The following is a 20,861-nucleotide window of genomic DNA, read 5'->3' as shown; positions in this document are numbered from 1 at the left end:
AACATGCGTTCTCCGGAGACCCTTCGCATGGACCGTTTGCTTTCCCGAGTGTTGCTGCTGCTGGCCGCGCTGGTTGCGTTGCCTGCGGCTGCGGCCGATGCCAATTGGTGGCAGGCCGAATGGAAATACCGCAAGCCGATCACCGTCGACGCCGGCCCGCAGGGCGCGGGCCTGGCCGGTGACCCGGGCCGCACGCCACTGCTGCTGCGGCTGCATACCGGCAACTTCGGCTTCGACGGCACCCAGGATGCGGGCAACGACCTTCGCTTCGTCTCGGGTGATGGCCGTACCGTGCTGGCCCACCAGATCGAGCAGTTCGATCCCACGCTGGGCCTGGCCCTGGTCTGGGTGGACCTGCCGGCGGTCAGTGCCGCCGCGCCGCAGACCATCTGGATGCACTACGGCAATGAAAAAGCCCCGGCCAGCGGCAACGGCCAGCAGGTGTTCGATCCGGACTACACGCTGGTCTATCACTTTGCCGAGGCCAATGCGCCGGCACGCGACACCACCGCCTATGGCAACAATGCCGGTGCGGTGGTGCCGCCGTCGGAAGGCGCGGTGATCGGCCGCGGCGTGCAGCTGGGCGCCGGCCCGCTGCCGCTGCCGGCCAGCGCGTCGCTGGCGCAGGAAGCGGGCGCGCCGCTCACCGTTTCGGCCTGGATCAAGCCGGGCAGCAACAATGCGGCTCAAGCAATCTACGCCCGCCGTGATGGTGCTTCCGAACTGGTGCTGGGCATCGAGAACCGCGTGCCGTTCGTGCAGCTCAATGGCCAGCGCAGCACGCCGGCGCAACCGATTCCGGAAGGGCAGTGGGCGCATGTTGCACTGACGGCAGAGAAGGGCGCGTTGCAGCTGTACCTCAATGGGCGCGTAGCTGCCCAGCTGAGCGGTGCGCTGCCGGCGCTGGCCACCGCGCCGGTGGTCGGCGCCGATGCGCCGGGCGCCGCGCAGCCGCTGGCCAACTTCGAAGGTGCCCTGGACGAGTTGCGCATTTCGCGGGTGGCACGCCCGGCCGCGCTGCTGCTGGCCGACGCCACCGCTCAGGGCGCCGACTCGCGCCTGGTCAGCTACGGCGCCGACGAGCAGTCCGCCGGGCAGAGCCACTTCGCCTTCATCCTCAAGGCGATGCCGTTCGATGCCTGGGTGGTGGTCGCCATCCTCGGCCTGATGATGCTGCTGTCGTGGGCGATCATGATCGCCAAGAGCCGCCACTTCGGCCGTACCAGCAAGGCCAATGCCGTGTTCACCGAGAGCTTCGGCAAGCTGTCCGGCGTACCGCTGCGCACCCTGTCCGACATGGACCGCCAGGGCAAGGCGCCGACCGCCATGCACGATGGCTCGTTGTGGCGCATCTACCAGGTGGCCATCGATGAAATGCAGCAACGCCACCAGCGCGATGGCAACAGCGGTTACCTCAGTGGTGCCACCATCGCGGCGATCCGCGCCTCGATGGATGCAGTGATGGTGCGCGAGCAGGAAGCGATGGCGCGGCGCATGAATTGGCTGTCGACCACCATCGAAGGCGCGCCCTACGTGGGCCTGTTCGGCACCGTGATCGGCATCATGCTGGTGTTCGTGGTTGCGGCGATGGCCGGCGCGGTGGACATCAACTCGGTGGCACCGGGCATGGCCGCAGCGCTGCTGTGTACCGCCGCGGGCCTCGGCGTCGCGATCCCGGCGCTGTTCGGCTACAACTACCTGGGCGCGCGTGCCGAAGCGATCGGCGCGGACATGGCGGTGTTCATCGACGAGTTCGCCGCGCGCCTGGCTGAAGAGCAGGACGGGCGCGGCCCGGCCGCGGTCCAGGGCTGAGGGGCGCGCCATGGGCCAGAAGGCGAAGTTCGGCATCAAGAAGCGCGAGAAGGGCATCAACGTGACGCCCTTCGTCGATGTGCTGCTGGTGGTGCTGGTGATCTTCATCCTGACCAGCAACGCTTCCATCCCCGGCATCGAGGTCAACCTGCCGAAGGCCAGCAACAGCGTCGCGCTGGAGAAGCCGAAGACCAAGGCGATCACCATCGACCCCAGTGGCCAGGTGTTTCTGGATGCCTACCCGGTGACGATGGCGGAGCTGGAAGACCGCCTGCGCACCGAGCGCGCGACCACGCCGGATTTCCCGGTGATCGTGCGCGGTGACGCGCAGGTGCAGTACGCCCGCGTGGTCGAGGTGCTGGACCTGCTGCGGCGCCTGGAGCTCGCCCAGGTCGGCCTGGTCACCGGCAAGGCGCAGGGCTGAGGCATGACGGCCCATCAACCCCCTCGGCCGGAGCCCGGCATGCGCGGTCGCCAGCTGCTGGTGACTGTCGCGCTGGTGCTGGCCGCGTTGCTGGTGCTCGGCATCGCCGTGTGGTGGATGCTGTTCAAGGACACCGCCAGCACCCGTCGGCCGGTGGTGCAGCCGCCGATGCTGGCGCTGCCGCCAGCGCCTCCGCCACCCCCGCCGCCGCCGGAAAAGCCGCCGGAGCCAGAAACGCTGCCGGAGGAGACGATGCCCGAACCGGAGCCGCTGGAGCAGCCGACGCCGGCCGAAGAGCCGACGCCGGCACCGGACAATGCCGATCCGGTGACGATGAACGCCGATGCGCAGGCCGGCGGTGACAACTTCGGCATCCAGTCCGGCAATGGTGGCGGTTCGTCCGGCGTCGGTCGCGGCGGTGCCGGCAATGCCGCCTATGGGCGCTACCTCGGCTACCTGGTGCAGCAGGCAATCTCGCGCGACGACAAGGTCAAGCGCCTGGCGTTCCAGCTGCAGGTGAATGTGTGGCTGGCCAGCGATGGCCGCCTGGAAAAGGTCGAGCTGGTGCGTGGCAGTGGCAACGAGGAGGCCGACGCGGCCGTGCTCGATGCACTGCATCGCATCGGCAAGGTCGACCAGGCACCCCCACCGTCGCTTGATTTCCCCGCCCGCGTCCTGATCCAGGGCCGCCGGCCCGGGGCCTGATTCCCGACCTCCGTGATTTCCCTTCTTTCGATGAGAACCGTGATGAACGACCACGTCCGCGCACGAACCGATTCCCGCCGCCCGCGGCCGGCCCGACGGGCGCTGCTGTGCTGCGCCGTGCTGCTCAGCCTGGCCGCCCCGGCCGGTGCGATGGCCGCCGAAACGACCATGGTCAAGCTGATCAAGGGCCTGATCGCCAGCGGCGCACTGAAACCAGAAGACGGCCAGGCATTGCTGGTGCAGGCCGAGGCCGAAGCAGCGGCCGCCCAGCGCAGTACAGCCACCGCGACCTCGGCCGCCAGTGGCGGTGTCGCCCTGGAAGCCGGCGACGTGCGTGTACCCTACGTGCCGCAGAGCGTGCGCGACGGCATCCGTGACGAAGTACGCCAGGACGTGATGGCGCAGGCCAGGTCCGAGGGCTGGGCGGCACCGAACGAAGTGGCTGAGTGGACCAAGCGCATCAAGGTCACCGGTGACATGCGCGTGCGCAGCGAATCGCGCTTCTTCTCCGAACGCAACAGCGACATCGTGAGCAACTGGTCGTCGATCAATTCCGGCAACGGCTTCGACACCAACACCAACACCAACCTGCAGCTGCCACCGCTGCTGAACACCCGCCAGGACCGCCGCAACCTGTGGCGCATCCGCGCCCGCCTGGGCATCGAGGCGACCATCGGCCAGCACACCACGGCCGGTGTGCGCCTGGCCAGCGGCAGCAGCAATGGCCCGGTGTCGACCACCGAGCAGCTGGGTGGCGGCCTGAGCAAGAAGGATGTATGGCTGGACCAGGCATGGCTGGCCTACAGCCCGGCCGACTGGGTGACGGTGCGCGGCGGCCGCTTCGGCAATCCGTTCTGGACCAGCGACACGCTGTTCTCCAACGACCTCAACTTCGATGGCCTGGCCGCCAACCTGAAGTACGACTTCGACGGCGGCGACCTCGGCCTGTTCGGCAACCTGGCGGTGGTACCGCTGGAATACACCTCTGACAGCGCGCCCAGCCAGAGCCGGGTCAAGACCCCGAACGAGAACAAGTGGCTGTCCGGGGCGCAGGTGGGCGTGAACTGGCGCTTCAATGACGACAACGCGCTGCGCGCGGCACTGGGCTACTACGACTTCAAGAACATCAGCGGCCGCCTGTCCTCGCCGTGCGCGCTGTATGCGGGCGCGGTGGGCTGCGACACCGACTGGTCGCGTCCGGCGTTCATGCAGAAGGGCAACACCCTGATGCTGATCCGCGACATCGCGCGCAATCCGCTGGATCCGGCCAATACGCCCACCCCGCAGTATGTCGGCCTGGCCTCGGCATTCCGCCTGGCCACGCTGAACCTGCGCTGGGATACGCAGCTGGCCCAGGACGTCGGCCTGCGCCTTGAAGGCGACTACATCCGCAACCTGGCCTACGACAAGCAGGCGATGTTCAGTCGCGCCAGCAACGGCATCGTCAACAACTACGGTGCCGGTGGTGCCGCCAGCATCGACACCTTCCGCAGCGGCGACACGGCATGGATGCTGCAGGCCACCTTCGGTGCCACCGAGCTGAAGGAGAAGGGCCAGTGGCAGGCGCTGCTGGGCTACAAGCACATCGAGGCCGATGCGCTGCCGGATGCCTACAACGATCCGAACTTCCACCTCGGCGGCACCAACGCCCGCGGCTACTACGTGGGCGGTGCCTACGCGCTGGATGCGCGCAGCTGGATCAGCGGCAAGTGGATGGCGGCCAAGGAAGTGTCCGGTGCGCCGCTGTCGATCGACGTGTTCCAGCTGGAGTTCAATACCGGCTTCTGAGTGACGGCGTGATGCGGATCACGTAGTGCGTGGCGGGGGCGCAGCGATGCGCCCGTCTAGGGAAAGGAGACCACGCGTTGTTCAAAAGGAGGAGTGGATGAGCCGTCGCAAGCTGTTCGAGAGTCCCGAACCGTCCAGCCAGATGCTGGGTGTTGGACCGGCCTATGTTTCCGTGGAGGGCCTGCGCCAGCACCTGGCCGAGTTCCTGCTGTACGCGGGCCGGCCGGTGGTGATCATGCGCGGGCGCAGCGAAGTGGGCTACTTCCTGCCGGCGCGCTGCTGGCGCCAGCGTGACGATGATCCGCTGGCGGCCGCGGCCGCCGACCAGCTGCTGGATGCCGCCGGGTTCCAGGCCGAAGACATCCAGCAGGTGGAGCAGGAATTCAACGCGATGCGCCAGCGCACGGTGCTGCATTCACGGCGCTGAGCCTTCTGTTACGCCGCCGCCCCACGCTCACTGGTGATGCGTGCACCTTCGCGCATCACCAGGGTCACCGGGGTCTTTTCCACCACCTCCAGCAATCGCTGCCACTGCGCATCGCTCAGCTCGGCACTGGCATGCAGCACGCGGTGCACGTGGAGGCGTCCGTCCTCATCACGTTCCGAGCGCAGCTCGGCATGGAACTCGCCCAGGTCCCAGCCCTTGCGCTGCGCGTACATGCGCAGGGTGATGGCGGTGCACGCCGCCAGCGAGGCCAGGTACAGGTCGAACGGCGCGAAGCCCTTGCCCTGGCCGCCCAACGAGGCAGGCTCGTCCGCATCCACATCGAAGCTGCCATTGCTGATGTGGTGCAGGAAATTGTCGGCGGTCGAAACAATGCGTGCGTAGGCCATGGGGATCTCCTCTGTAGCGTCGAGCGGTGCCCGACGCGTTGGACTGTACCGTCTTGCGCGCTCAGCTGCGCTGCGAATCCAGCGGCTCGTGGTTCTTCTGCACGTCCTGCGCCTTCAGGTAGCTTTCGATCAGCAGCTGGTAGTTCGGGAAGATCTTCGTGTAGACCTCGGCCCATTGCTGGGCATCGTCGCGGTTCCAGCTGCGCTGGATCTCCGAGGCCACCGCGGCGGTGTCCATCGGCACCACGCCGGCCTGCACCACCCGGGCCAGGGTGATCTCCTCGGCCATCTTCGAATAGGTGCCCGAGGCATCGATGACCGCGAACACCTGATAGCCATCGGCAACGGCGGCAATGGACGGGAAGGCCATGCACACGCTGGTGATGGTGCCGGCAATGATCAGCTGCGTGCGGCCGGTGGCCTTCACTGCGGCAACGAATTCCGGATTGTCCCATGCGTTGATCTCGCCCTTGCGCGCCACGTACCGGGCATGCGGGGCTGCGTCGTGGATCTCCGGGATCAGCGGGCCGTTCGGGCCCTGCGGAACAGAGGCAGTGGTGATCACCGGCATCTTTGCCAGCGTGGCCATCCTGGCCAGCGCGGTGGCGTGGGCGCGCACGCGGGTGAACGGCATGTCACCGATGGTCTGGAACAGGCCGCTCTGATGGTCGATCAGCAGCATCGTGGCGTTGTCCGGATCGATCACCGGGCGGGCACCGTTGAAGTTGGCGGGGGTACTCATGGTCAGTCTCCTGGAAAAAGCGGGCGATGGCCCGGAGGGTGCGGCGGGCCATCGCCCGCCGCTTGAAACGATCAGTGGGCGATCTGGCCGAAGCGGCCGCTGTTGAAATCGTTGACCGCCTGCGCGATCTCGGCCTGGCTGTTCATCACGAACGGGCCATAGCCCACCACCGGCTCGTCGATCGGCTCACCGCTGAGCAGCAGTACGGTGGCGTCGCTGTCGGCGTCGACGAACACGTCCTCGCCGCTGCGGTCGAAGGTGACCAGCTGCGCTTCGCCGACCGGCTGGCCGCCGTTGATCCGCACCGTGCCCTTCAGCACCACAAGCGCCAGCGTGCGGCCCTCGGCCACCGGCAGGTCGGTGTGGTGGCCCTGCTGCAGGCGGATGTCCCAGACATCCATCGGCGTGTGGGTGCGCGCCGGGCCGGCATGACCGTGGAAGCGGCCGGCGATGACCCGCACGCGGCCGGCGCCATCGGGCAGATCCACCGAGGGAATCTCTGCGTCGAGCAGGGTCTGGTAGCCCGGTGCGCCCATCTTGTCGCGCGCCGGCAGGTTCACCCACAGCTGGACCATGTCCAGCGTGCCGCCGCGCCTGCTGAATTCCGGCGTGTGGAATTCCTCGTGGAGGATGCCGGAGGCAGCCGTCATCCACTGCACGTCACCCGGGCCGATGGTGCCGCCGGCCCCGGTCGAATCGCGGTGGGCGACCTCACCCTCATAGACGATGGTGACGGTCTCGAATCCGCGATGCGGATGCTGGCCGACGCCACGCGGCGTATTGCTGGGGGCGAAGGTGTACGGGCCGGCATAATCCAGCAGCAGGAACGGGCTGAGGTGCTGGCCGTGGGTGTTGTAGGAAAACATCGAGCGGGCGGGGAATCCGTCGCCCACCCAGTGCGGGCGCGGGGCGCTGTAGGTACCGGTGACACGCTTCATGGCGATCTCCTGGCCGGGGCTGCCGGCCGCTGTTCTTCGTTGCGAAGACGATATCGCCGTGACAATAAGGCCGGTAGACGCCAATATTTGCCGTCATAGTCCTATCTGGTGAACAATGTCTGCAGGCCGTGGCCGCAGGAGATCGCCCCGTGTTCATCGCAGATATCCGCCGTTGTGACCTCAACGACCTGTTCTACTTCGCCATGGTGGTCGAGCATGGCGGCTTCTCGCAGGCCGGCCGGGCGCTGGCGATGCCGAAGTCGAAACTGAGCCGGCGCGTCGCGCTGCTGGAGGAACGGTTGGGCGTGCGCCTGATCCAGCGTTCGACCCGGCGTTTCTCGGTCACCGAGGTCGGCCAGGACTACTACCGCCACTGCAAGGCCATGCTGGTCGAAGCCGAAGCGGCCGAGGAAGCCATTGCGATGTCACGTGCCGAGCCGCGCGGCACCATCCGCCTGGCGTGCCCGATCGCGATCCTGCACGCGCGCATTGGCACTATGCTGGCCGATTTCCTGGCCCTGCACCCGCAGGTGACGGTGCAGCTGGACGCCACCAACCGGCGCGTCGATGTGGTGGGCGAGGGTGTGGACGTGGCGATCCGCGTGCGGCCGCCGCCGCTGGAGGACAGTGACCTGGTGGTACGCGTGCTGGCGCGCCGGGTCTGGTGCACCAGTGCCAGCCCGGCGCTGCTGCAGCGGCTGGGCACGCCGCAGGTGCCGGCCGACCTGGCGATGATGCCGACCGTGGATCTGGCATCGCCCAGCCAGCAGCATGCCTGGGAATACACCGGGCCGGGCGATGTGCTGGCCAGCGTGCACCATCGCCCGCGGCTGGTCAGCGATGACATGATCGCGTTGCGCACCGCCGCGGTGGCCGGGGTGGGCCTGCTGATGCTGCCGCGGATGATGATCAGCGACGAGCTGGCCAGTGGCGCGCTGGTGCCGGTACTGCCGGAGTGGGTGCCCAAGCACGGCATCGTGCACGCGGTGTTCCCGTCGCGACGCGGCCTGTTGCCTGCGGTGCGTGCGCTGATCGACTACCTCGCCGAACGCTTCGAGGCGCTGGAGGAACCGTAGATCCTCCATCCACGCCATGCGTCGATGATGCTTTCGTGGCGCGGCTTGCCGCCTGCGGCCCCGCAGCCCACAATCCACGTCCGGACCGTCGCCATCACGCCCATCATTCCCCGGTCCGGCCTTGGCACCTATGTCTCCCAATGCCCTGGCGCTGGTCGAGCTGCTGATCCGCGAGCGCCGTGCGTTGTCCCGCTTCGTCGCGCGCTACCTCGACCCGGCCAGCACCGAGGACACCCTGCAGAACCTCTACCTGAAGGCCAGCAGCGTGCCCGGCGATCCACCGATCCTGGAGCCGCGCGGTTATCTGTACCGGATGGCCTACCACCACGCGCTCAACCGCAGCCAGGCCGACGCCCGCGAGCGGCGCGCGATGGCCGAGTACGCCACCGGCATGGCCGAGGCAGGCCACGACGGCGAGGCGCAGGCGCTGGACCAGGCGCAGCTGCGCGAGATCACCCAGACCATCCTGGCCCTGCCGGCCCAGGTACGCGAGTGCTTCGTGCTCAACCGCTACCTGGGCCTGAGCGAACGCGAGATTGCCGCGCGCCTGGGGATCTCCAAGAGCCTGGTCGGCAAGCATGTGCTGCGCGCAGCGCTGCTGATCCAGCAACAGCAGCGGGGAATGGGCCGATGAGCGGCGATTGCCGTGGGCAGATCGTGCCCGCCGTTGTCACAACAGGAAAGCGCACCCATTCGCGGTGCGGCAGGCCACAACCATGACCACGTCCGAACCCTCGCCGCGTCAGGCCAGGCAGGCGTTGCGCTGGGTGATACGGTGCAGTGCAGGCCCGTTGCCGGAACGCCAGCAACGCACCCTGCAGCGCTGGCTGCAGTCCGATCCGCGCCATGCGCTGGCCTGGCGCCAGCAGCAGGCCTTCTGGCAGCGGTTGGACGCTGCTGGGCCCGAGGTGCTGGCCGCGCTGCCCGAGCTGACCGCCGACCGCCAGGGGCTGCGTCCGATCGCACCGCGCCGTCGCCTGCCGTGGCTGCTGGCATCGGCTGCGGCCGTGGTGCTGATGGTCGCGGCCGCTCCGCATGCGTTGCTGCTGGCGCGCAGTGATGTGCGCAGCAGCGATGCGCCACGAGTGGTGCAGCTGGCCGATGGCAGCACGGCGGTACTCGATGCCGGCACCGCGCTGGCACTTTCGTTCGATGACCGGCAGCGCCACCTGCGCCTGCTGCGCGGCCAGGCCTGGTTCCAGGTAGCGCACGAGGCTCGCCCGTTCCAGGTCGAGGCAGCGGGCGGCCTGGTCCGTGACATCGGCACTGCCTTCAGCGTGTCGATGCTGGATACCACGGTCACCACCCAGGTCAGCGCGGGTGTGGTCGATGTGCGCCCGGGCGATGGCAGCGTGCAGCGCCTGCATGCCGGACAGGCACGCGCGTTCCGTGACGGGCACTGGCTGCAGCCGGTGCAGCTGGAAGATCCGGAGAGCATGGCGCCGTGGCGGCGTGGCGAGGTAGTGATCGATGATCGGCCGGCCGCGCAGGCCATCGCCGACCTGGCGCGCTACCGTCGTGGCCCGGTCTGGGTACTGGGCGGGCAGGGCGCACGCGTACGGGTCAGTGGCCTGTTCCACCTGCAGCAACCGGACACGGCCATCGTCGCCGTGGCCGCGCAGGCGGGACTGCGCGTGCAGCGCTTGCCCGGTGGTGCGTTGCTGCTGTGGTGAAGCACCCTCGGAACATGGACGAACCGGTCGCATGAAAAAAAACATGAAAAAACCGTGGGCAGTCGTCGCAGCCCGCTGTCTATAGAGGTATAGCCAGAGCGAAACAGCGTTTCTTCTCAAGCCAGACACACCACCGGGCACCGGACGTGTCCGTGGTCCCGCCCCGCTTGAGGAGTTCCTGTCCATGCCGTCCACGGCATCCGCCTGTCATCGTCGCGCCACCGCTCTGGCCCTGGCTGTTTCCACCGCATTGCTGCAGTTGGCCTGGGTGCCGGCCGGGCAGGCGCAACCGGCGGTCGTCGCGCCGCTGCGCCAGTACGCCATTCCGGAACAACCCCTGGCCGACGCCGTGCGTGCCTTTGGCCGCCAGGCCGATGTGCAGGTGGTGTTCCGCAGTGACCTGGTGGAAGGCCGTCGCTCCAGCGCGGTGAGCGGCGAGTACAGCCAGATGCAGGCCCTGCAGCTGCTGCTGCGTGGCAGCGGCGTGCGCGCGCAGCGTGGCATGGACGGCACCTGGAGCCTGCGTACCGCAGCGGAGGCGGGTGAAGGGGAAGGGGGGCGGGTGACCGAGACACTGGACGTGGCCGGTCGCCTGCAGTCGGAAGGGGGCGAGGCCCGCGATCGGCGCGGCTACGATGATGTGTTCGCGCTGGACATGGCCACGGCGTATTCGGGGCGCGACCGGGTGGAGCGCTACCGCGGCTCCAATCCGGCCGACGTGGTCAAGGATCTGGTCGGTGTGTTCAGCGGCGATGCGCGCAACAGTGGCGCGCTGGACATCAACATCCGCGGCATCCAGGGGCCGGGGCGGGTGCCGGTCAGCATCGACGGCGGCGAGCAGGCACTTACGGTCTGGCGCGGCTACAACGGCGTCAGCAACCGCAACTACATCGATCCCAACCTGATAGGTGGCATCCAGGTCATCAAGGGGCCGGGGCTGGTGCGCGATGTGCACAGCGGGATCGGTGGCGCGCTGGTGATCAAGACCATCGACGTCGATGACATCGTGGAAGCGGGTGAGCGCTTCGGCGGGGAGCTGAAGATCGAAGGCAGCAGCAATGCGGTGGCGCCACGCCTGCCGCGGCTGCATACCGGCGAGGACTACCGCACGGTGCCCGGGTTCCCGCAGGGCTCGCCCTCGGCACCGTATGCCGACAGCACGCTGCTGGTGCCGGTGAAGTCGCGCGGTTCGGAAGCCAATGTGTTCGCCGGCGAGGACCAGGCCTGGCGGCTGGCGCTGGGCCTGCGCGGCGAACACGTGGACCTGATGGCCGCGTATGCCTGGCGCAAGCGCGGCAACTACTTCTCCGGCACCCAGGGCACGGCGTACTACGACCAGGACCCGCGCGAGCAGTTCGAGTACAAGGGCCTGGACTACATCACCACGCTGGCGCGCTACTTCAAGCCCGGCGACGAGGTGCCCAACACCTCCAGCGAGCAGGAATCGTGGCTGCTGAAGGCGACCTGGCAGATCAACGATGACCAGCAGCTGCGCGCCACCTGGCGGCGTACGCTCTCCCACTACGGCGAGATCATGCCCTCGCGCATCCTGTCCGCGCCCGACTACGGTCGCATCCAGTGGCCGCTCAGCCGCGTCGATGCCGATGCCTGGAACCTGGAATACCACTGGCAGCCTGCCGGCAGCCGCTGGCTGGACCTGCGTGCCAACCTGTGGCGCACCGAAACCACCAGCGATACCTACACCGCTGGCGGCTTCCCCAATTTTGCCAGCAACCCCGACTGGAACCCCGGCAGCAGCCCGATCCTGCGCAATACCGCGCTGGCCAATGCCCGCAACGACCGCACCGGCCTGACCCTGAGCAACCGCTTCGCGTTGCATTCCACCCTGGACCTGACGGTGGGCGGCAACTGGCAGTTCGAGAAACTGCGCTCGGCGGACCCGTACTTTGGTGTCAGCGATGGCTGGCGCATGTACCCGCGCGCCGGGCGCCGCCAGGAAGGCGAGGGCTACCTGGTGCTGGACTGGCGGCCGGTGGATTTCCTCTCCCTGAGCGCCGGCGTGCGCTACGCGCGCTATTGGGCCTTCGATGATTTCCTGCAGGAACACCCGGAGCTGATGACCACCTCTGTGTTCCCCAAGGAGGCCCGCTACCGGGTCAACGAACTGCCCGAACGCCCGGCCAGCCTGCAGGGCGAGATCGACGCCATCGAGGCGCAGCGCGCGTTCTGGGACAGCATCGGCATGGGCTTCATCGTCGATGATCTGCTGAAGGGCCTGCTCAGCAGGTACGAGACGCCGGTGGCGGTGGAGCACAGCATTCCGTGGCTGCCGGATGCGGACGGCAACTACAGCCGTGCCAGCAACCCGTGCCTGAATGGTCAGGTGGCGGCCATTCCCGGGCTGTTGCCGGTGCAGGGCGCGCAGATCCTGTGCAGCATCCAGAGCGGGCGGCCGCAGACGGTGGCCGGCCGCAACGAGCGCAGGCGCGACCATGCCTGGCTGCCGACCTTCTCGGCCACCGCGCATTTCTCGCCCAATGCGCGCGCCTATGTGCGTTACAGCGAGGCGGTGCGTTTCCCCAGCATGTTCGAGAGCACCATCGCGTTCTCCAGCAGCCTGAACCCGCTGTACCCGCTCAAGCCCGAGCACGCCTACAACTACGAAGTGGGCTATGTGCACAACCTGTCCGCACTGTTCGGCAACACCGCCGATGCCGACGTGAAGCTGGCCTACTACGTGCACAAGACCCGCAACGTGATCGAGCGCGACGGCAATTTCCTGTTCGACAACCTGGACAAGCAGCGCATCCGCGGCCTGGAGTTGCAGGCGCGGTTCGACAACCGGCGCTTCTTCACCGACCTGGGCATCACCCGTACGCTGGAAAACAAGGTCTGCGACGAAAGCATGGCGGTGCAGCTCGATGCGCTGGCCGGCAAGGTGCCCAACTGCGTGCAGGACGGCTTCGTCAGTGGCTACCTGCTGACCCAGGCCATTCCCCGGTTGTCGGTGAACGTGTCGCTGGGCACCCGGCTGTTCGATGAGCGCCTGGAGCTGGGCAGCCGCATCGTGCATTACCAACGCCACCAGAACCCGGACCTGCAGGCCTACCGTGACCGACTGTACGCCGGCAGCGGTGGCCTGATCTGGCAGAACGTGCCGTTCACCTGGGGAAACATCACCACCGTCGATGCCTACGCGCGCTGGCGCTTCAATGACCACGCCAGCGTCGAGCTGGTCGGCACCAACCTCGGCAACCGCTACTACGTCGACCCGGCCACGCGCTCCACGCTGCCGGCGCCGGGGCGCACGCTGAAGCTCGGTGTCACTGCACGCTTCTGATGACCTGTCTCGTTGTTGTACCCGTTGTTCCCTCAACCCAAGGAGTAGTTCCATGAAGATGATCTCCCGTTCCGTACTGGCCATGGCCGCCACCTTCGCCCTGGCCGGTGCCGCCCAGGCCGCCGACATCGTCGGTGCGGCCAGCCCGGCCACCGATTCGCAGCTGTACGTCAAGGTCGGTGCCTCCGAAGTCAACGGCGGCCCGCACAGCGCAGGCAAGGCCGGCATCGGCGTCGGCACCGTCTCCAACGGCAAGCCGGTCGACTTCCAGGGGCTGGCGGCCTACTCGGCCCCGACCACCGTCAACGGCGTTACCGTCCGTACCCTGGCCATGCCGATCACCGGTACGCCGGGCAGCCATTCCGGCATGGGCCACTTCAACTTCGTCAAGGTGGGCAGTGGCGATGTGTGGTTCGGCGAATGGTCCAAGGACGGCGCTGCAGGTGGCTTCAACAACCGCCAGGTGTACTTCGCTGGTGACCGCGCCGGCACCACCCTGCCCAGCGGTACCGCCACCTACGCGGTGGCCGGCCTGAACCGGTTCAATGGCAGCAACCTGCTCAGCGGTACCTTCGCGGCGAACTTCGGCACTGGCAAGCTGACCGGCGGCCTGACCGGTGGTGGCCAGACCCTGGCGATCAGCGCCAACATCAACAGCGCCGATGCATCCTTCGCCGGCACCGCCGTGGCCAACGGCTCGGTCACCGGCAACAGCCAGGGCCAGTTCTTCGGCGCCAACGCGGCCACGCTCGCCGGTATCGCCACGTTCGCCGGCAACAGCCAGTACGACACCGCCTTCGGCGGCAGCAAGAACTGATCGCCACGCCCCTGACGGGGCAGGGCAGGGACAAGCCGCGATCCGCCAGTCCCTGCTTCGGCCGCTGCATGCACCACCACGGATCGACCATGCGCCATTCCACCTTCCTTGTCGTACTGCTGTTGGCGGCCGCTGATGTGCGCGCCCAGCAGGACGATCTGCGCCGCGTGCTTGAACAGGGCAGCGAACTGCGCCACCAGCAGCAGGACCGGCAGCGCCTGCAACAGGCCGAGTCGGAGCGGCCGACCATCACCATCGACGGCAGGACGCTGCGCGTGGAGCGCAGCGTCGACGATCTCGGCCAGGCCCTCTACCTGTCACTGCAGCATCAGCAATGGCGGGCCGCCGCGGCGTTCCTCGAGGAGTACATCGAACTGCCGGGGCATGACCCGCTGCTGCGCCATTACGCGCAGGGGGCGTTGGCCCGCGTGGCCGGCGACCATCGTCGCGCGGCGAAGGAGTACGAAGCGCTGCTGGCGGCGCAGCCGGAGTTCCTGCCGGCCCGACTCGAGCTGGCACGTGTCTATGCGGAAGACCAGCGTGATCGCGATGCGGTCGCGCTGTTCACGGCCATCGCTGCAGGCATCAATGCTGATGATCCGGCCACGGCCGGCGTCCGCGCGCGCGTGGACGGGTACCTGGGTGCCCTGCAGGCGCGCCAGCGCTGGAAAGGCGCGCTGTCCGCCGGCCCCGCATGGAGTGACAACATCAACCGCAGCTCGGCCAGCCGCACCTGCCTGTTCGGCGTAGGCGACGCCTGCCTCATCGAACGGAAACTGCCCGACGCCCAGCGCGCAGGGGGCCTCGACTACGACGCCAGCCTGGAACGGCGCTGGGTCCTCGACGGGCATCATGGGCTGTACGTGCGCGGTCTCGCCTTCGGTCAGGCATGGCGCGGGCACCGTGCCTACAACGAGCTCAATGCCAATGTGCAGGCAGGTTACAGCTGGCGCAGTGCGCGGCAGACCGTGCTGCTTGCCCCCAGCTATGACGTCCAGGGCCTGGGCAACCGTGCGCTGCAGGGCGGCAGTGGCGTGCACGGCGAATGGCAGTACGCCCTGGATGCGCGCAGCCTGCTCAAGCTGGAGGCCGACTGGAAGCGCCAGCGGTATCGCCAGCAGGGCCTGGCCAGCAATTATGACGGCGAGCTGGTATCGGTGTATGCCACCTGGTTCCGTGCGCTCAATCCGCGCTGGACGGTCTTCGCCGGGCTGGATGTCACCGGCAGCAGCGCTGCCGACCCGGCCAACGGCTACCGCCAGCGCGGCTTGCGGCTGGGCGCGGCGCGGCAGTGGAGCGGCACCACGGCCACGGTGTTCGTGTCGCTGCGCCGCCGCGACTACGACGCCTGGAGTCCATTGCTGGAGGCGCGCAGGCAGGACGACGAACAGAACCTGATCGCCATCGTGCGCAGCGAGCGGCTGGCGGTGGCCGGGCTGGTGCCCAGCCTGGGCCTGCGCTACGCCCGCATCGACAGCAACGTCGGCTGGCTGTACAGCCACGACCGCAGCCTGCTCAGCCTGAAATGGGAGCGGGCGTTCTGAACGCGCCGCTGCAATGCCCGGGTGAACGGGCCGTGGCGGCGATCTTCATCGATCATCACGCGCCCTTGTAGCCCGTTTCGCGCATCCTGCAGGCGTTGCGGCAGAGGTGCGCCGCGTGTATCGAGGAGCGCGGGTCGTGCTGGAAGCGGGCAACAAGCCAGAGGGCCTGAAAGGGCTGCGGGTGCTGGTGGCGGAAGATGAATTCGCCATCGCGATGTTCCTGGTGGACTATCTGGAACTGAAGGGCGCGCAGGTGGTGGGACCGGCCGGTGACCTGCAGGCGCTGGGGCGTCTGGTCGATGAGAACCCCATCGATGTCGCCCTGCTGGACATCAACCTGGGGGGTGAACTGGTCTACCCCTTGGCCGACCGCTTGGCGGACGCCGGCACGCCGTTCATGTTGACCTCCGGCTACGATGACAATCTGCCCAGCCGCTTCGCTGGCGCGCCCCGCTGTACCAAGCCCTATCACATCGAGGCACTGGTGCAGCAGCTGGCACGGCTGGTGGCAGGCCCGCAGGCTGCTGCGGGCATCGCCTGATTGCGCGGCATGTCACACCGCATCCAGGGTCTCCCGGCCGTTGAGCGCCCGGCAGGCATGCCGCCGCCGCTGCAGGCGCATGCGCGCCATGACGGCATGGCCGCCCGTATTGCCCGCCACGACTGGTCAGGCACGCCACTGGGTGCGATCGAGCGATGGCCGCCGCACCTGCGCGCCACTGTCGACCTGATGCTGGCCCACGGCTTCCCGATGATCGTGCTGTGGGGCGAGCAGCTGGTGCAGCTCTACAACGATGGCTATGCCGAGATCCTCGCCGACAAGCATCCGGGCGGGCTTGGCCAGCCCACCCGCGAGTGCTGGCCTGAGGTCTGGCACATCAACGGCCCGATCTACCAGCGGGTGTGGCAGGGCGAGACCATCACCTACGAGGACAAGCTCTATCCGCTGGCGCGGCGGGGGCGGCTGGAGGATGTCTGGTTCACCATCACCTACAGCCCCATCCGCGGTGAGGAAGGGCGCATCAACGGCGTGCTTGTCACCATGTTCGAAACGACCGCCGCGCATGTCGCGCAGGCGGCCCGCGAGCGCGAGGAGCAGAAGCGCCGTGAGAGCGACCGGCGCCTGGCGCTGGCATTCAAGGTGCTGCCGGTGGGCGTCTGCATTGTCGATGCCGAAGGCCGACTGCAACTGTCCAACGACCGGATGCGGACCTATCTGCCCACCGGCAAGGTGCCGTCCACCGATCGTCCCAACCACTACCGCTGGCAGGGATGGCACCCCGACGGCTCGCGCATCGAGCCCCATGATTTCGCCATCGCCCGCGCCCTGCGGGGGGAGACGGTGGTCCCTGGCCTGGAGTTCCAGTTCATCCATGACGACGGGCGCGCCCGCTGGACACGCGTCGCCGCTGCGCCGCTGCGCGATGCAGACGGCGAGGTGACCGGGGTGTTCGCCATTGCGGTGGATATCGACGACCTCAAGCGCGCCACCGAGCGCCAGGCGGTGCTGCTGGCCGAACTGCAGCACCGGGTCCGCAACATCATGTCCACCATCCATGCCCTTGCCTGGCGGACGCGCAGCACCGTGGCCAGCGTGGACGAGTACGCCGAGCGGCTGTGCGGGCGTTTGATGTCGCTGGCGCGCACGCAGAGCCTGCTGACCCGGGGCGGCAATGCCGGGGTCTGCCTGCGCGGGATGATCGAAGAGGAAGTGTCAGCGCAGATGCCGGGCACGGGCCTGTGCGAACTGCACGGTGAGGACGTGCTGCTGCCACCGAAAGCGGCCGAGGTGCTGTCGTTGGCCATCCATGAGCTGGCGAGCAACGCGCTGCGCTACGGCGCGGCCGCGCGCGAGGCGGGGCGGATCGAGGTGTCCTGGCATCTGCAGGTGCAGGACGCAGAACCGTGGCTGGGCCTGCACTGGTGCGAGCGCCATGCCGACGTGGAGGGATGGGAAATGCCACGCCAGCGCGGCCTGGGTCGGGCGCTGATCGAGCAGCGCGTGCCCTACGAGCTGGCTGGCAGCGGCGAGCTGCACTTTGGCCCACAGGGGCTGGATGCGTGGATCCGCTTCCCGCTGCGCGAACGCGACAGCCTGCTGCAGACCGACGCTCCGGACACCGCGCCCCTGCGGTAAAAGGGGATTTATCCCCAATTTGGCCAAATTGGGTATAGTGTCGCTCATCCACCCCGCCTGGAGCCGTGCCATGACCCTGCCGCTGGATCTGCCTGGCCTCGAGAAGGCCCCGGCCTCGTCGGTGAAGACCCGGGGCTGGCCGAGCCTGATGCGCACCGTGCGCGAAAAGCAGGCGCTGGTCATCACCAACCACAACCACCCGGAAGCGGTGATCGTGGACATCCGCACCTACCAGGAACTGCTGGCCAAGGCCGCCGGCGGTGATGCCGGTGAGCGCAACGAAGAACTGCAGCGCCTGCGCAGCGAGTTCGACCAGACCCTGGCCGGGCTGCAGCGCGGGGAAGGGCTGGGCAAGGTGCTGGGCCAGCCGATCCGGCGCGGCCGCAAGGTCACCCTTGGCCGTCCGCTCTGATCGATGGGACGCATCCTGGCGTTGGCCGGTGTCAATGGCGCCGGCAAGAGTTCGCTGCTGGGCACCTGGCTGGACGCCGAAGGGCTGAGCTGGTTCAACCCGGACTCGTTCACCCGCCGCCTGGTCGACGCCGGCTGGCCGCTGCCGGACGCCAATGCCGAGGCCTGGCAGGAAGGCACCCGCCGCCTGCGCCAGGCCATGGCCGATGGCACCGACTTCGCCTTCGAGACCACGCTCGGTGGCAACACCATTCCGCGTCTGCTGCGTGAGGCCTGCGAGCGGCACCAGGTGGCGATCTGGTTCTGTGGGCTGGCCGATGTCGGGCTGCACGTCGCCCGTGTGGCCGCGCGGGTGGCCGCCGGTGGCCACGATATTCCGGTGGAGAAGATCCACGCGCGTTTCGATTCGGCGCGCGCAAATCTGCTGGAGCTGCTGCCGCACCTGGCCGAGCTGCATGTCTACGACAACAGCGCGCCGGCCGATGCCGACGGCTGCGTGGTGCCGCTGCCGGTATTGGCCATGGCTGCAGGCCAGCTGCATTACCCGGTCGCAGTGGCCGACCTGTTGCACACGCCGGGCTGGGCCAAGCCCATCGTGATGCGCGCGATGGAATTGGACACCCCGGGTGATTGATGCCGCACGGGGTGCGGAGTCGAACCCATGCTCGGCTGATCCCCTGGAAGTCAGCCGAGCACGGGCTCGGCTCTACAACGCCGGCTTCGCCTGCTCGGGCTCGGCAACGTCCGGCAGCGGCGGCAAGGTCGGGTCCACCGTCACCGGCACATCGCTCTTCAACAGCGCGGCTGCTTCCTTGTCGCTGCCAACCGCTGGCGGTGAACCGCGCAGCGGCAGGCCGGCGGTTTCCTTCACGAACAGCATGGTTACCAGGCCGATCACCGCCGCGCCCATCAGGTAATAGGCCGGCACCAGCGGGTCGCCGGTACGCTCCACCAGCCACGCGGTCACCAGCGGCGTGGTGCCACCGAACAGCGACACCGACACATTGAAGGCGATCGACAGCGCGCTGTAGCGCACCGGGGTGTAGAACAGCGCCGGCAGCGTGGACGGCATCGAGCTGGTGAAGCACACCAGCGCCAGCCCCAGCAGCATCAGGCCGAGGAAGATCAGCCCGTCGTTGCCGCTACCGACCAGCAGCAGGCACGGAATGGCCAGCACCAGCAGCGCGATGCACGCACCGATGATCATCGGGCGCCGGCCCAGCCGGTCACTGAACAACCCGCCGACGATGTTCAGCGGCATCATCACCAGCATCACGATGATGATCAGCAGCAGGCCCTTGCTCTCGGCATAGCCCATCGTGACGCTGAGGTAGCTGGGCATGTAGGTCAGCAGCATGTAATCGGTCACGTTGAACACCAGCACCAGGCCCATGCACACCAGCAGCTGGCGGCCATGCACCTGGAACAGCGCGCCCAGCCCCGGCCGCTCGTGCTCACGCTTCTCGGCTTCCTCGGCGAAGGCGCGGAACGCCGGGGTTTCCTCCAGCTTCATGCGCATGTACAGGCCGAGCAGGCCCAGCGGGCCGGCCACCAGGAACGGAATGCGCCACCCCCAGTCCAGCATCTGCTCGCTGCTCAGCAGCATGTGCAGCGCGGTGACGGTGCCGGCGCCGGCGATGTAGCCGCCCAGCGTGCCGAACTCCAGCCAGCTGCCCATCAGGCCGCGGTTGCGGTCGGTGGAATACTCGGCGATGAAGGTGGCCGCGCCCCCGTATTCGCCGCCGGTGGAGAAGCCCTGCACCACGCGCGCCAGCAGCAACAGCACCGGTGCCCAGATGCCGATGCGCTCGTAGGCGGGAATCAGGCCGATGGCAAACGTGCCCAGCGCCATCAGGATCATGGTGAACGCCAGCACTTTCTGGCGGCCGTAGCGATCACCCAGGGGGCCGAATACCAGGCCGCCCAGTGGCCGCACCAGGAACGCCACGGTGAAGGTGGCGAACGCAGCGATCACCTGGGCGGTGGGGTTGCTGGAGGGGAAGAACACCTGGCCGATGGTGACGGCCAGATAGCCGTAGACACCGAAGTCGAACCACTCCATGGCATTGCCGAGTGCGGCCGCGCCGACGGCGCGCTTGAGCATGGGCTTGTCGACGACGGTGATCTCATCGACCTTCAGGTGGCGGCGGCGTTTGAACCAGCCGAAATGGGCATGTGCATCGGGGGTGTCCTGCATGGGGGCTCCCTTGTAGGCAGAAGAGGGGAAATGAGCGGTGAGGTAGGTCCCGGAAATCGGAAACGGCGATGCAGGCGCAGGTGGCGCAGGGGCATCGGTGAGTGGCGTGGGGGCCGGGGAATGTGTGCAGGCACGACGCCATGCGCACGGCAAAGCACCGCCGCAACGGCGGAAACGCAGCAACGGGATCACAGCGGTCGCGCAATCAGCGGCCGGCGGTCACAGCAGCGTGGGGAGTGCAGGCCGAGGGCCTGCGGGCGTCATCCGCCAGGATCCAGCGCGAGGCGGTGGAACGGCAGGGCGGGAGCCATCGTGGCAAGCGAAGCGCCGGTCGGCAGTGCTTCCCACGTAACAGGTGCGCCCGTCACGTAGTGGGTCGTGTCGATCATTCGTTCATCATAGCGGCATCGGCGTGAGCATGCAGCGAAGCGCACTGATCTGCACGCTGTGTTCCATCGCGCC

The 20,861-nt window shown here is 67.9% G+C and carries 19 protein-coding genes; 15 read left to right on the top strand and 4 right to left on the bottom strand.

Annotation, left to right across the window (positions count from 1 at the left end; genetic code table 11):
* The first annotated feature begins 27 nt into the window (after positions 1 to 27).
* The 5 genes from ACT6SE_RS11380 (at position 28) to ACT6SE_RS11360 (ending at position 5,156) form a co-directional block, all read left to right on the top strand.
* Positions 28 to 1,812 (top strand): DUF2341 domain-containing protein, encoded by a 1,785-nt coding sequence (locus tag ACT6SE_RS11380; protein WP_046430955.1) that lies wholly within the window; start codon positions 28 to 30, stop codon positions 1,810 to 1,812.
* A 10-nt stretch (positions 1,813 to 1,822) separates the two neighbouring features.
* A complete protein-coding gene (locus tag ACT6SE_RS11375; RefSeq protein WP_005409874.1) occupies positions 1,823 to 2,236 on the top strand; it encodes an ExbD/TolR family protein in 414 nt (137 codons plus the stop codon).
* Positions 2,237 to 2,275: 39 nt separating this feature from the next.
* Positions 2,276 to 2,941 carry a TonB C-terminal domain-containing protein gene (locus tag ACT6SE_RS11370; protein ID WP_049420085.1) on the top strand — a complete coding sequence of 222 codons (666 nt, stop codon included), beginning with the start codon at positions 2,276 to 2,278 and terminating at the stop codon, positions 2,939 to 2,941.
* 42 nt (positions 2,942 to 2,983) lie between these two features.
* Positions 2,984 to 4,729 (top strand): putative porin, encoded by a 1,746-nt coding sequence (locus ACT6SE_RS11365; protein WP_046430947.1) that lies wholly within the window; start codon positions 2,984 to 2,986, stop codon positions 4,727 to 4,729.
* Between the two features lie 97 nt (positions 4,730 to 4,826).
* Positions 4,827 to 5,156 (top strand): hypothetical protein, encoded by a 330-nt coding sequence (locus ACT6SE_RS11360; RefSeq protein WP_005409871.1) that lies wholly within the window; start codon positions 4,827 to 4,829, stop codon positions 5,154 to 5,156.
* Between the two features lie 8 nt (positions 5,157 to 5,164).
* Here ACT6SE_RS11360 and ACT6SE_RS11355 read toward each other — a convergent pair whose 3' ends face one another.
* The 3 genes from ACT6SE_RS11355 to ACT6SE_RS11345 all read right to left on the bottom strand — a co-directional run bounded on the left by ACT6SE_RS11355 (position 5,165) and on the right by ACT6SE_RS11345 (position 7,243).
* Positions 5,165 to 5,563: an OsmC family protein gene (locus ACT6SE_RS11355; protein WP_046430945.1), complete on the bottom strand. Its 399-nt coding sequence runs from the start codon at positions 5,561 to 5,563 to the stop codon at positions 5,165 to 5,167.
* A gap of 61 nt (positions 5,564 to 5,624) precedes the next feature.
* The gene (locus ACT6SE_RS11350; RefSeq protein ID WP_049420084.1) at positions 5,625 to 6,305 is read right to left on the bottom strand and encodes an isochorismatase family protein; all 681 of its coding nucleotides are present in this window, start codon (positions 6,303 to 6,305) and stop codon (positions 5,625 to 5,627) included.
* A 71-nt stretch (positions 6,306 to 6,376) separates the two neighbouring features.
* Positions 6,377 to 7,243, bottom strand: coding sequence for a pirin family protein (locus tag ACT6SE_RS11345; RefSeq protein WP_014647351.1), 867 nt, complete (start codon positions 7,241 to 7,243; stop codon positions 6,377 to 6,379).
* Between the two features lie 149 nt (positions 7,244 to 7,392).
* Between ACT6SE_RS11345 and ACT6SE_RS11340 the strand changes: the two genes are divergently transcribed.
* From ACT6SE_RS11340 to ACT6SE_RS11295, 10 genes are all read left to right on the top strand, one after another.
* Entirely contained in the window at positions 7,393 to 8,319 is a 927-nt protein-coding gene (locus ACT6SE_RS11340; protein WP_032962583.1) for a LysR family transcriptional regulator, read from the top strand.
* A gap of 130 nt (positions 8,320 to 8,449) precedes the next feature.
* Complete coding sequence (locus ACT6SE_RS11335) at positions 8,450 to 8,953, top strand: RNA polymerase sigma factor (protein WP_014647349.1); 504 nt, start codon at positions 8,450 to 8,452, stop codon at positions 8,951 to 8,953.
* Positions 8,954 to 9,035: 82 nt separating this feature from the next.
* Entirely contained in the window at positions 9,036 to 9,992 is a 957-nt protein-coding gene (locus ACT6SE_RS11330) for a FecR family protein (protein ID WP_046430938.1), read from the top strand.
* A 184-nt stretch (positions 9,993 to 10,176) separates the two neighbouring features.
* The gene (locus ACT6SE_RS11325) at positions 10,177 to 13,293 is read left to right on the top strand and encodes a TonB-dependent receptor (RefSeq protein WP_049420486.1); all 3,117 of its coding nucleotides are present in this window, start codon (positions 10,177 to 10,179) and stop codon (positions 13,291 to 13,293) included.
* 52 nt (positions 13,294 to 13,345) lie between these two features.
* Entirely contained in the window at positions 13,346 to 14,110 is a 765-nt protein-coding gene (locus ACT6SE_RS11320) for a Slam-dependent surface lipoprotein (RefSeq protein ID WP_014647346.1), read from the top strand.
* Positions 14,111 to 14,199: 89 nt separating this feature from the next.
* Positions 14,200 to 15,654 (top strand): porin family protein, encoded by a 1,455-nt coding sequence (locus tag ACT6SE_RS11315; RefSeq protein WP_046430928.1) that lies wholly within the window; start codon positions 14,200 to 14,202, stop codon positions 15,652 to 15,654.
* A 136-nt stretch (positions 15,655 to 15,790) separates the two neighbouring features.
* Entirely contained in the window at positions 15,791 to 16,195 is a 405-nt protein-coding gene (locus tag ACT6SE_RS11310) for a response regulator (protein ID WP_014647345.1), read from the top strand.
* Between the two features lie 9 nt (positions 16,196 to 16,204).
* Positions 16,205 to 17,791 carry a sensor histidine kinase gene (locus ACT6SE_RS11305; protein WP_046430927.1) on the top strand — a complete coding sequence of 529 codons (1,587 nt, stop codon included), beginning with the start codon at positions 16,205 to 16,207 and terminating at the stop codon, positions 17,789 to 17,791.
* A gap of 70 nt (positions 17,792 to 17,861) precedes the next feature.
* Positions 17,862 to 18,203: a type II toxin-antitoxin system prevent-host-death family antitoxin gene (locus ACT6SE_RS11300; protein ID WP_014037381.1), complete on the top strand. Its 342-nt coding sequence runs from the start codon at positions 17,862 to 17,864 to the stop codon at positions 18,201 to 18,203.
* Between the two features lie 3 nt (positions 18,204 to 18,206).
* A complete protein-coding gene (locus tag ACT6SE_RS11295) occupies positions 18,207 to 18,836 on the top strand; it encodes a hypothetical protein (RefSeq protein WP_014647342.1) in 630 nt (209 codons plus the stop codon).
* 72 nt (positions 18,837 to 18,908) lie between these two features.
* On the opposite strand, the gene proP is transcribed toward ACT6SE_RS11295, so the two are convergent.
* Complete coding sequence (gene proP / locus ACT6SE_RS11290) at positions 18,909 to 20,399, bottom strand: glycine betaine/L-proline transporter ProP (protein WP_046430926.1); 1,491 nt, start codon at positions 20,397 to 20,399, stop codon at positions 18,909 to 18,911.
* Positions 20,400 to 20,861: the final 462 nt, after the last annotated feature.

The sequence above is a fragment of the Stenotrophomonas sp. LC732 genome, assembly GCF_052446685.1.
Lineage (GTDB): Bacteria > Pseudomonadota > Gammaproteobacteria > Xanthomonadales > Xanthomonadaceae > Stenotrophomonas > Stenotrophomonas muris.
Note: the sequence above shows the minus strand (reverse complement) of the source record. Positions and strands in the feature narration are given on the sequence as shown.

Excerpts from the sequence above, each read along its gene's own strand:
- ACT6SE_RS11380 (WP_046430955.1), top strand. The coding sequence starts at position 28 with ATGGACCGTTTGCTTTCCCGAGTGTTGCTGCTGCTGGCCGCGCTGGTT.
- ACT6SE_RS11375 (WP_005409874.1), top strand. The coding sequence starts at position 1,823 with ATGGGCCAGAAGGCGAAGTTCGGCATCAAGAAGCGCGAGAAGGGCATC.
- ACT6SE_RS11370 (WP_049420085.1), top strand. The coding sequence starts at position 2,276 with ATGCGCGGTCGCCAGCTGCTGGTGACTGTCGCGCTGGTGCTGGCCGCG.
- ACT6SE_RS11365 (WP_046430947.1), top strand. The coding sequence starts at position 2,984 with ATGAACGACCACGTCCGCGCACGAACCGATTCCCGCCGCCCGCGGCCG.
- ACT6SE_RS11360 (WP_005409871.1), top strand. The coding sequence starts at position 4,827 with ATGAGCCGTCGCAAGCTGTTCGAGAGTCCCGAACCGTCCAGCCAGATG.
- ACT6SE_RS11355 (WP_046430945.1), bottom strand. The coding sequence starts at position 5,563 with ATGGCCTACGCACGCATTGTTTCGACCGCCGACAATTTCCTGCACCAC.
- ACT6SE_RS11350 (WP_049420084.1), bottom strand. The coding sequence starts at position 6,305 with ATGAGTACCCCCGCCAACTTCAACGGTGCCCGCCCGGTGATCGATCCG.
- ACT6SE_RS11345 (WP_014647351.1), bottom strand. The coding sequence starts at position 7,243 with ATGAAGCGTGTCACCGGTACCTACAGCGCCCCGCGCCCGCACTGGGTG.
- ACT6SE_RS11335 (WP_014647349.1), top strand. The coding sequence starts at position 8,450 with ATGTCTCCCAATGCCCTGGCGCTGGTCGAGCTGCTGATCCGCGAGCGC.
- ACT6SE_RS11330 (WP_046430938.1), top strand. The coding sequence starts at position 9,036 with ATGACCACGTCCGAACCCTCGCCGCGTCAGGCCAGGCAGGCGTTGCGC.
- ACT6SE_RS11325 (WP_049420486.1), top strand. The coding sequence starts at position 10,177 with ATGCCGTCCACGGCATCCGCCTGTCATCGTCGCGCCACCGCTCTGGCC.
- ACT6SE_RS11320 (WP_014647346.1), top strand. The coding sequence starts at position 13,346 with ATGAAGATGATCTCCCGTTCCGTACTGGCCATGGCCGCCACCTTCGCC.
- ACT6SE_RS11315 (WP_046430928.1), top strand. The coding sequence starts at position 14,200 with ATGCGCCATTCCACCTTCCTTGTCGTACTGCTGTTGGCGGCCGCTGAT.
- ACT6SE_RS11305 (WP_046430927.1), top strand. The coding sequence starts at position 16,205 with ATGTCACACCGCATCCAGGGTCTCCCGGCCGTTGAGCGCCCGGCAGGC.
- ACT6SE_RS11300 (WP_014037381.1), top strand. The coding sequence starts at position 17,862 with ATGACCCTGCCGCTGGATCTGCCTGGCCTCGAGAAGGCCCCGGCCTCG.
- ACT6SE_RS11295 (WP_014647342.1), top strand. The coding sequence starts at position 18,207 with ATGGGACGCATCCTGGCGTTGGCCGGTGTCAATGGCGCCGGCAAGAGT.
- proP (WP_046430926.1), bottom strand. The coding sequence starts at position 20,399 with ATGCAGGACACCCCCGATGCACATGCCCATTTCGGCTGGTTCAAACGC.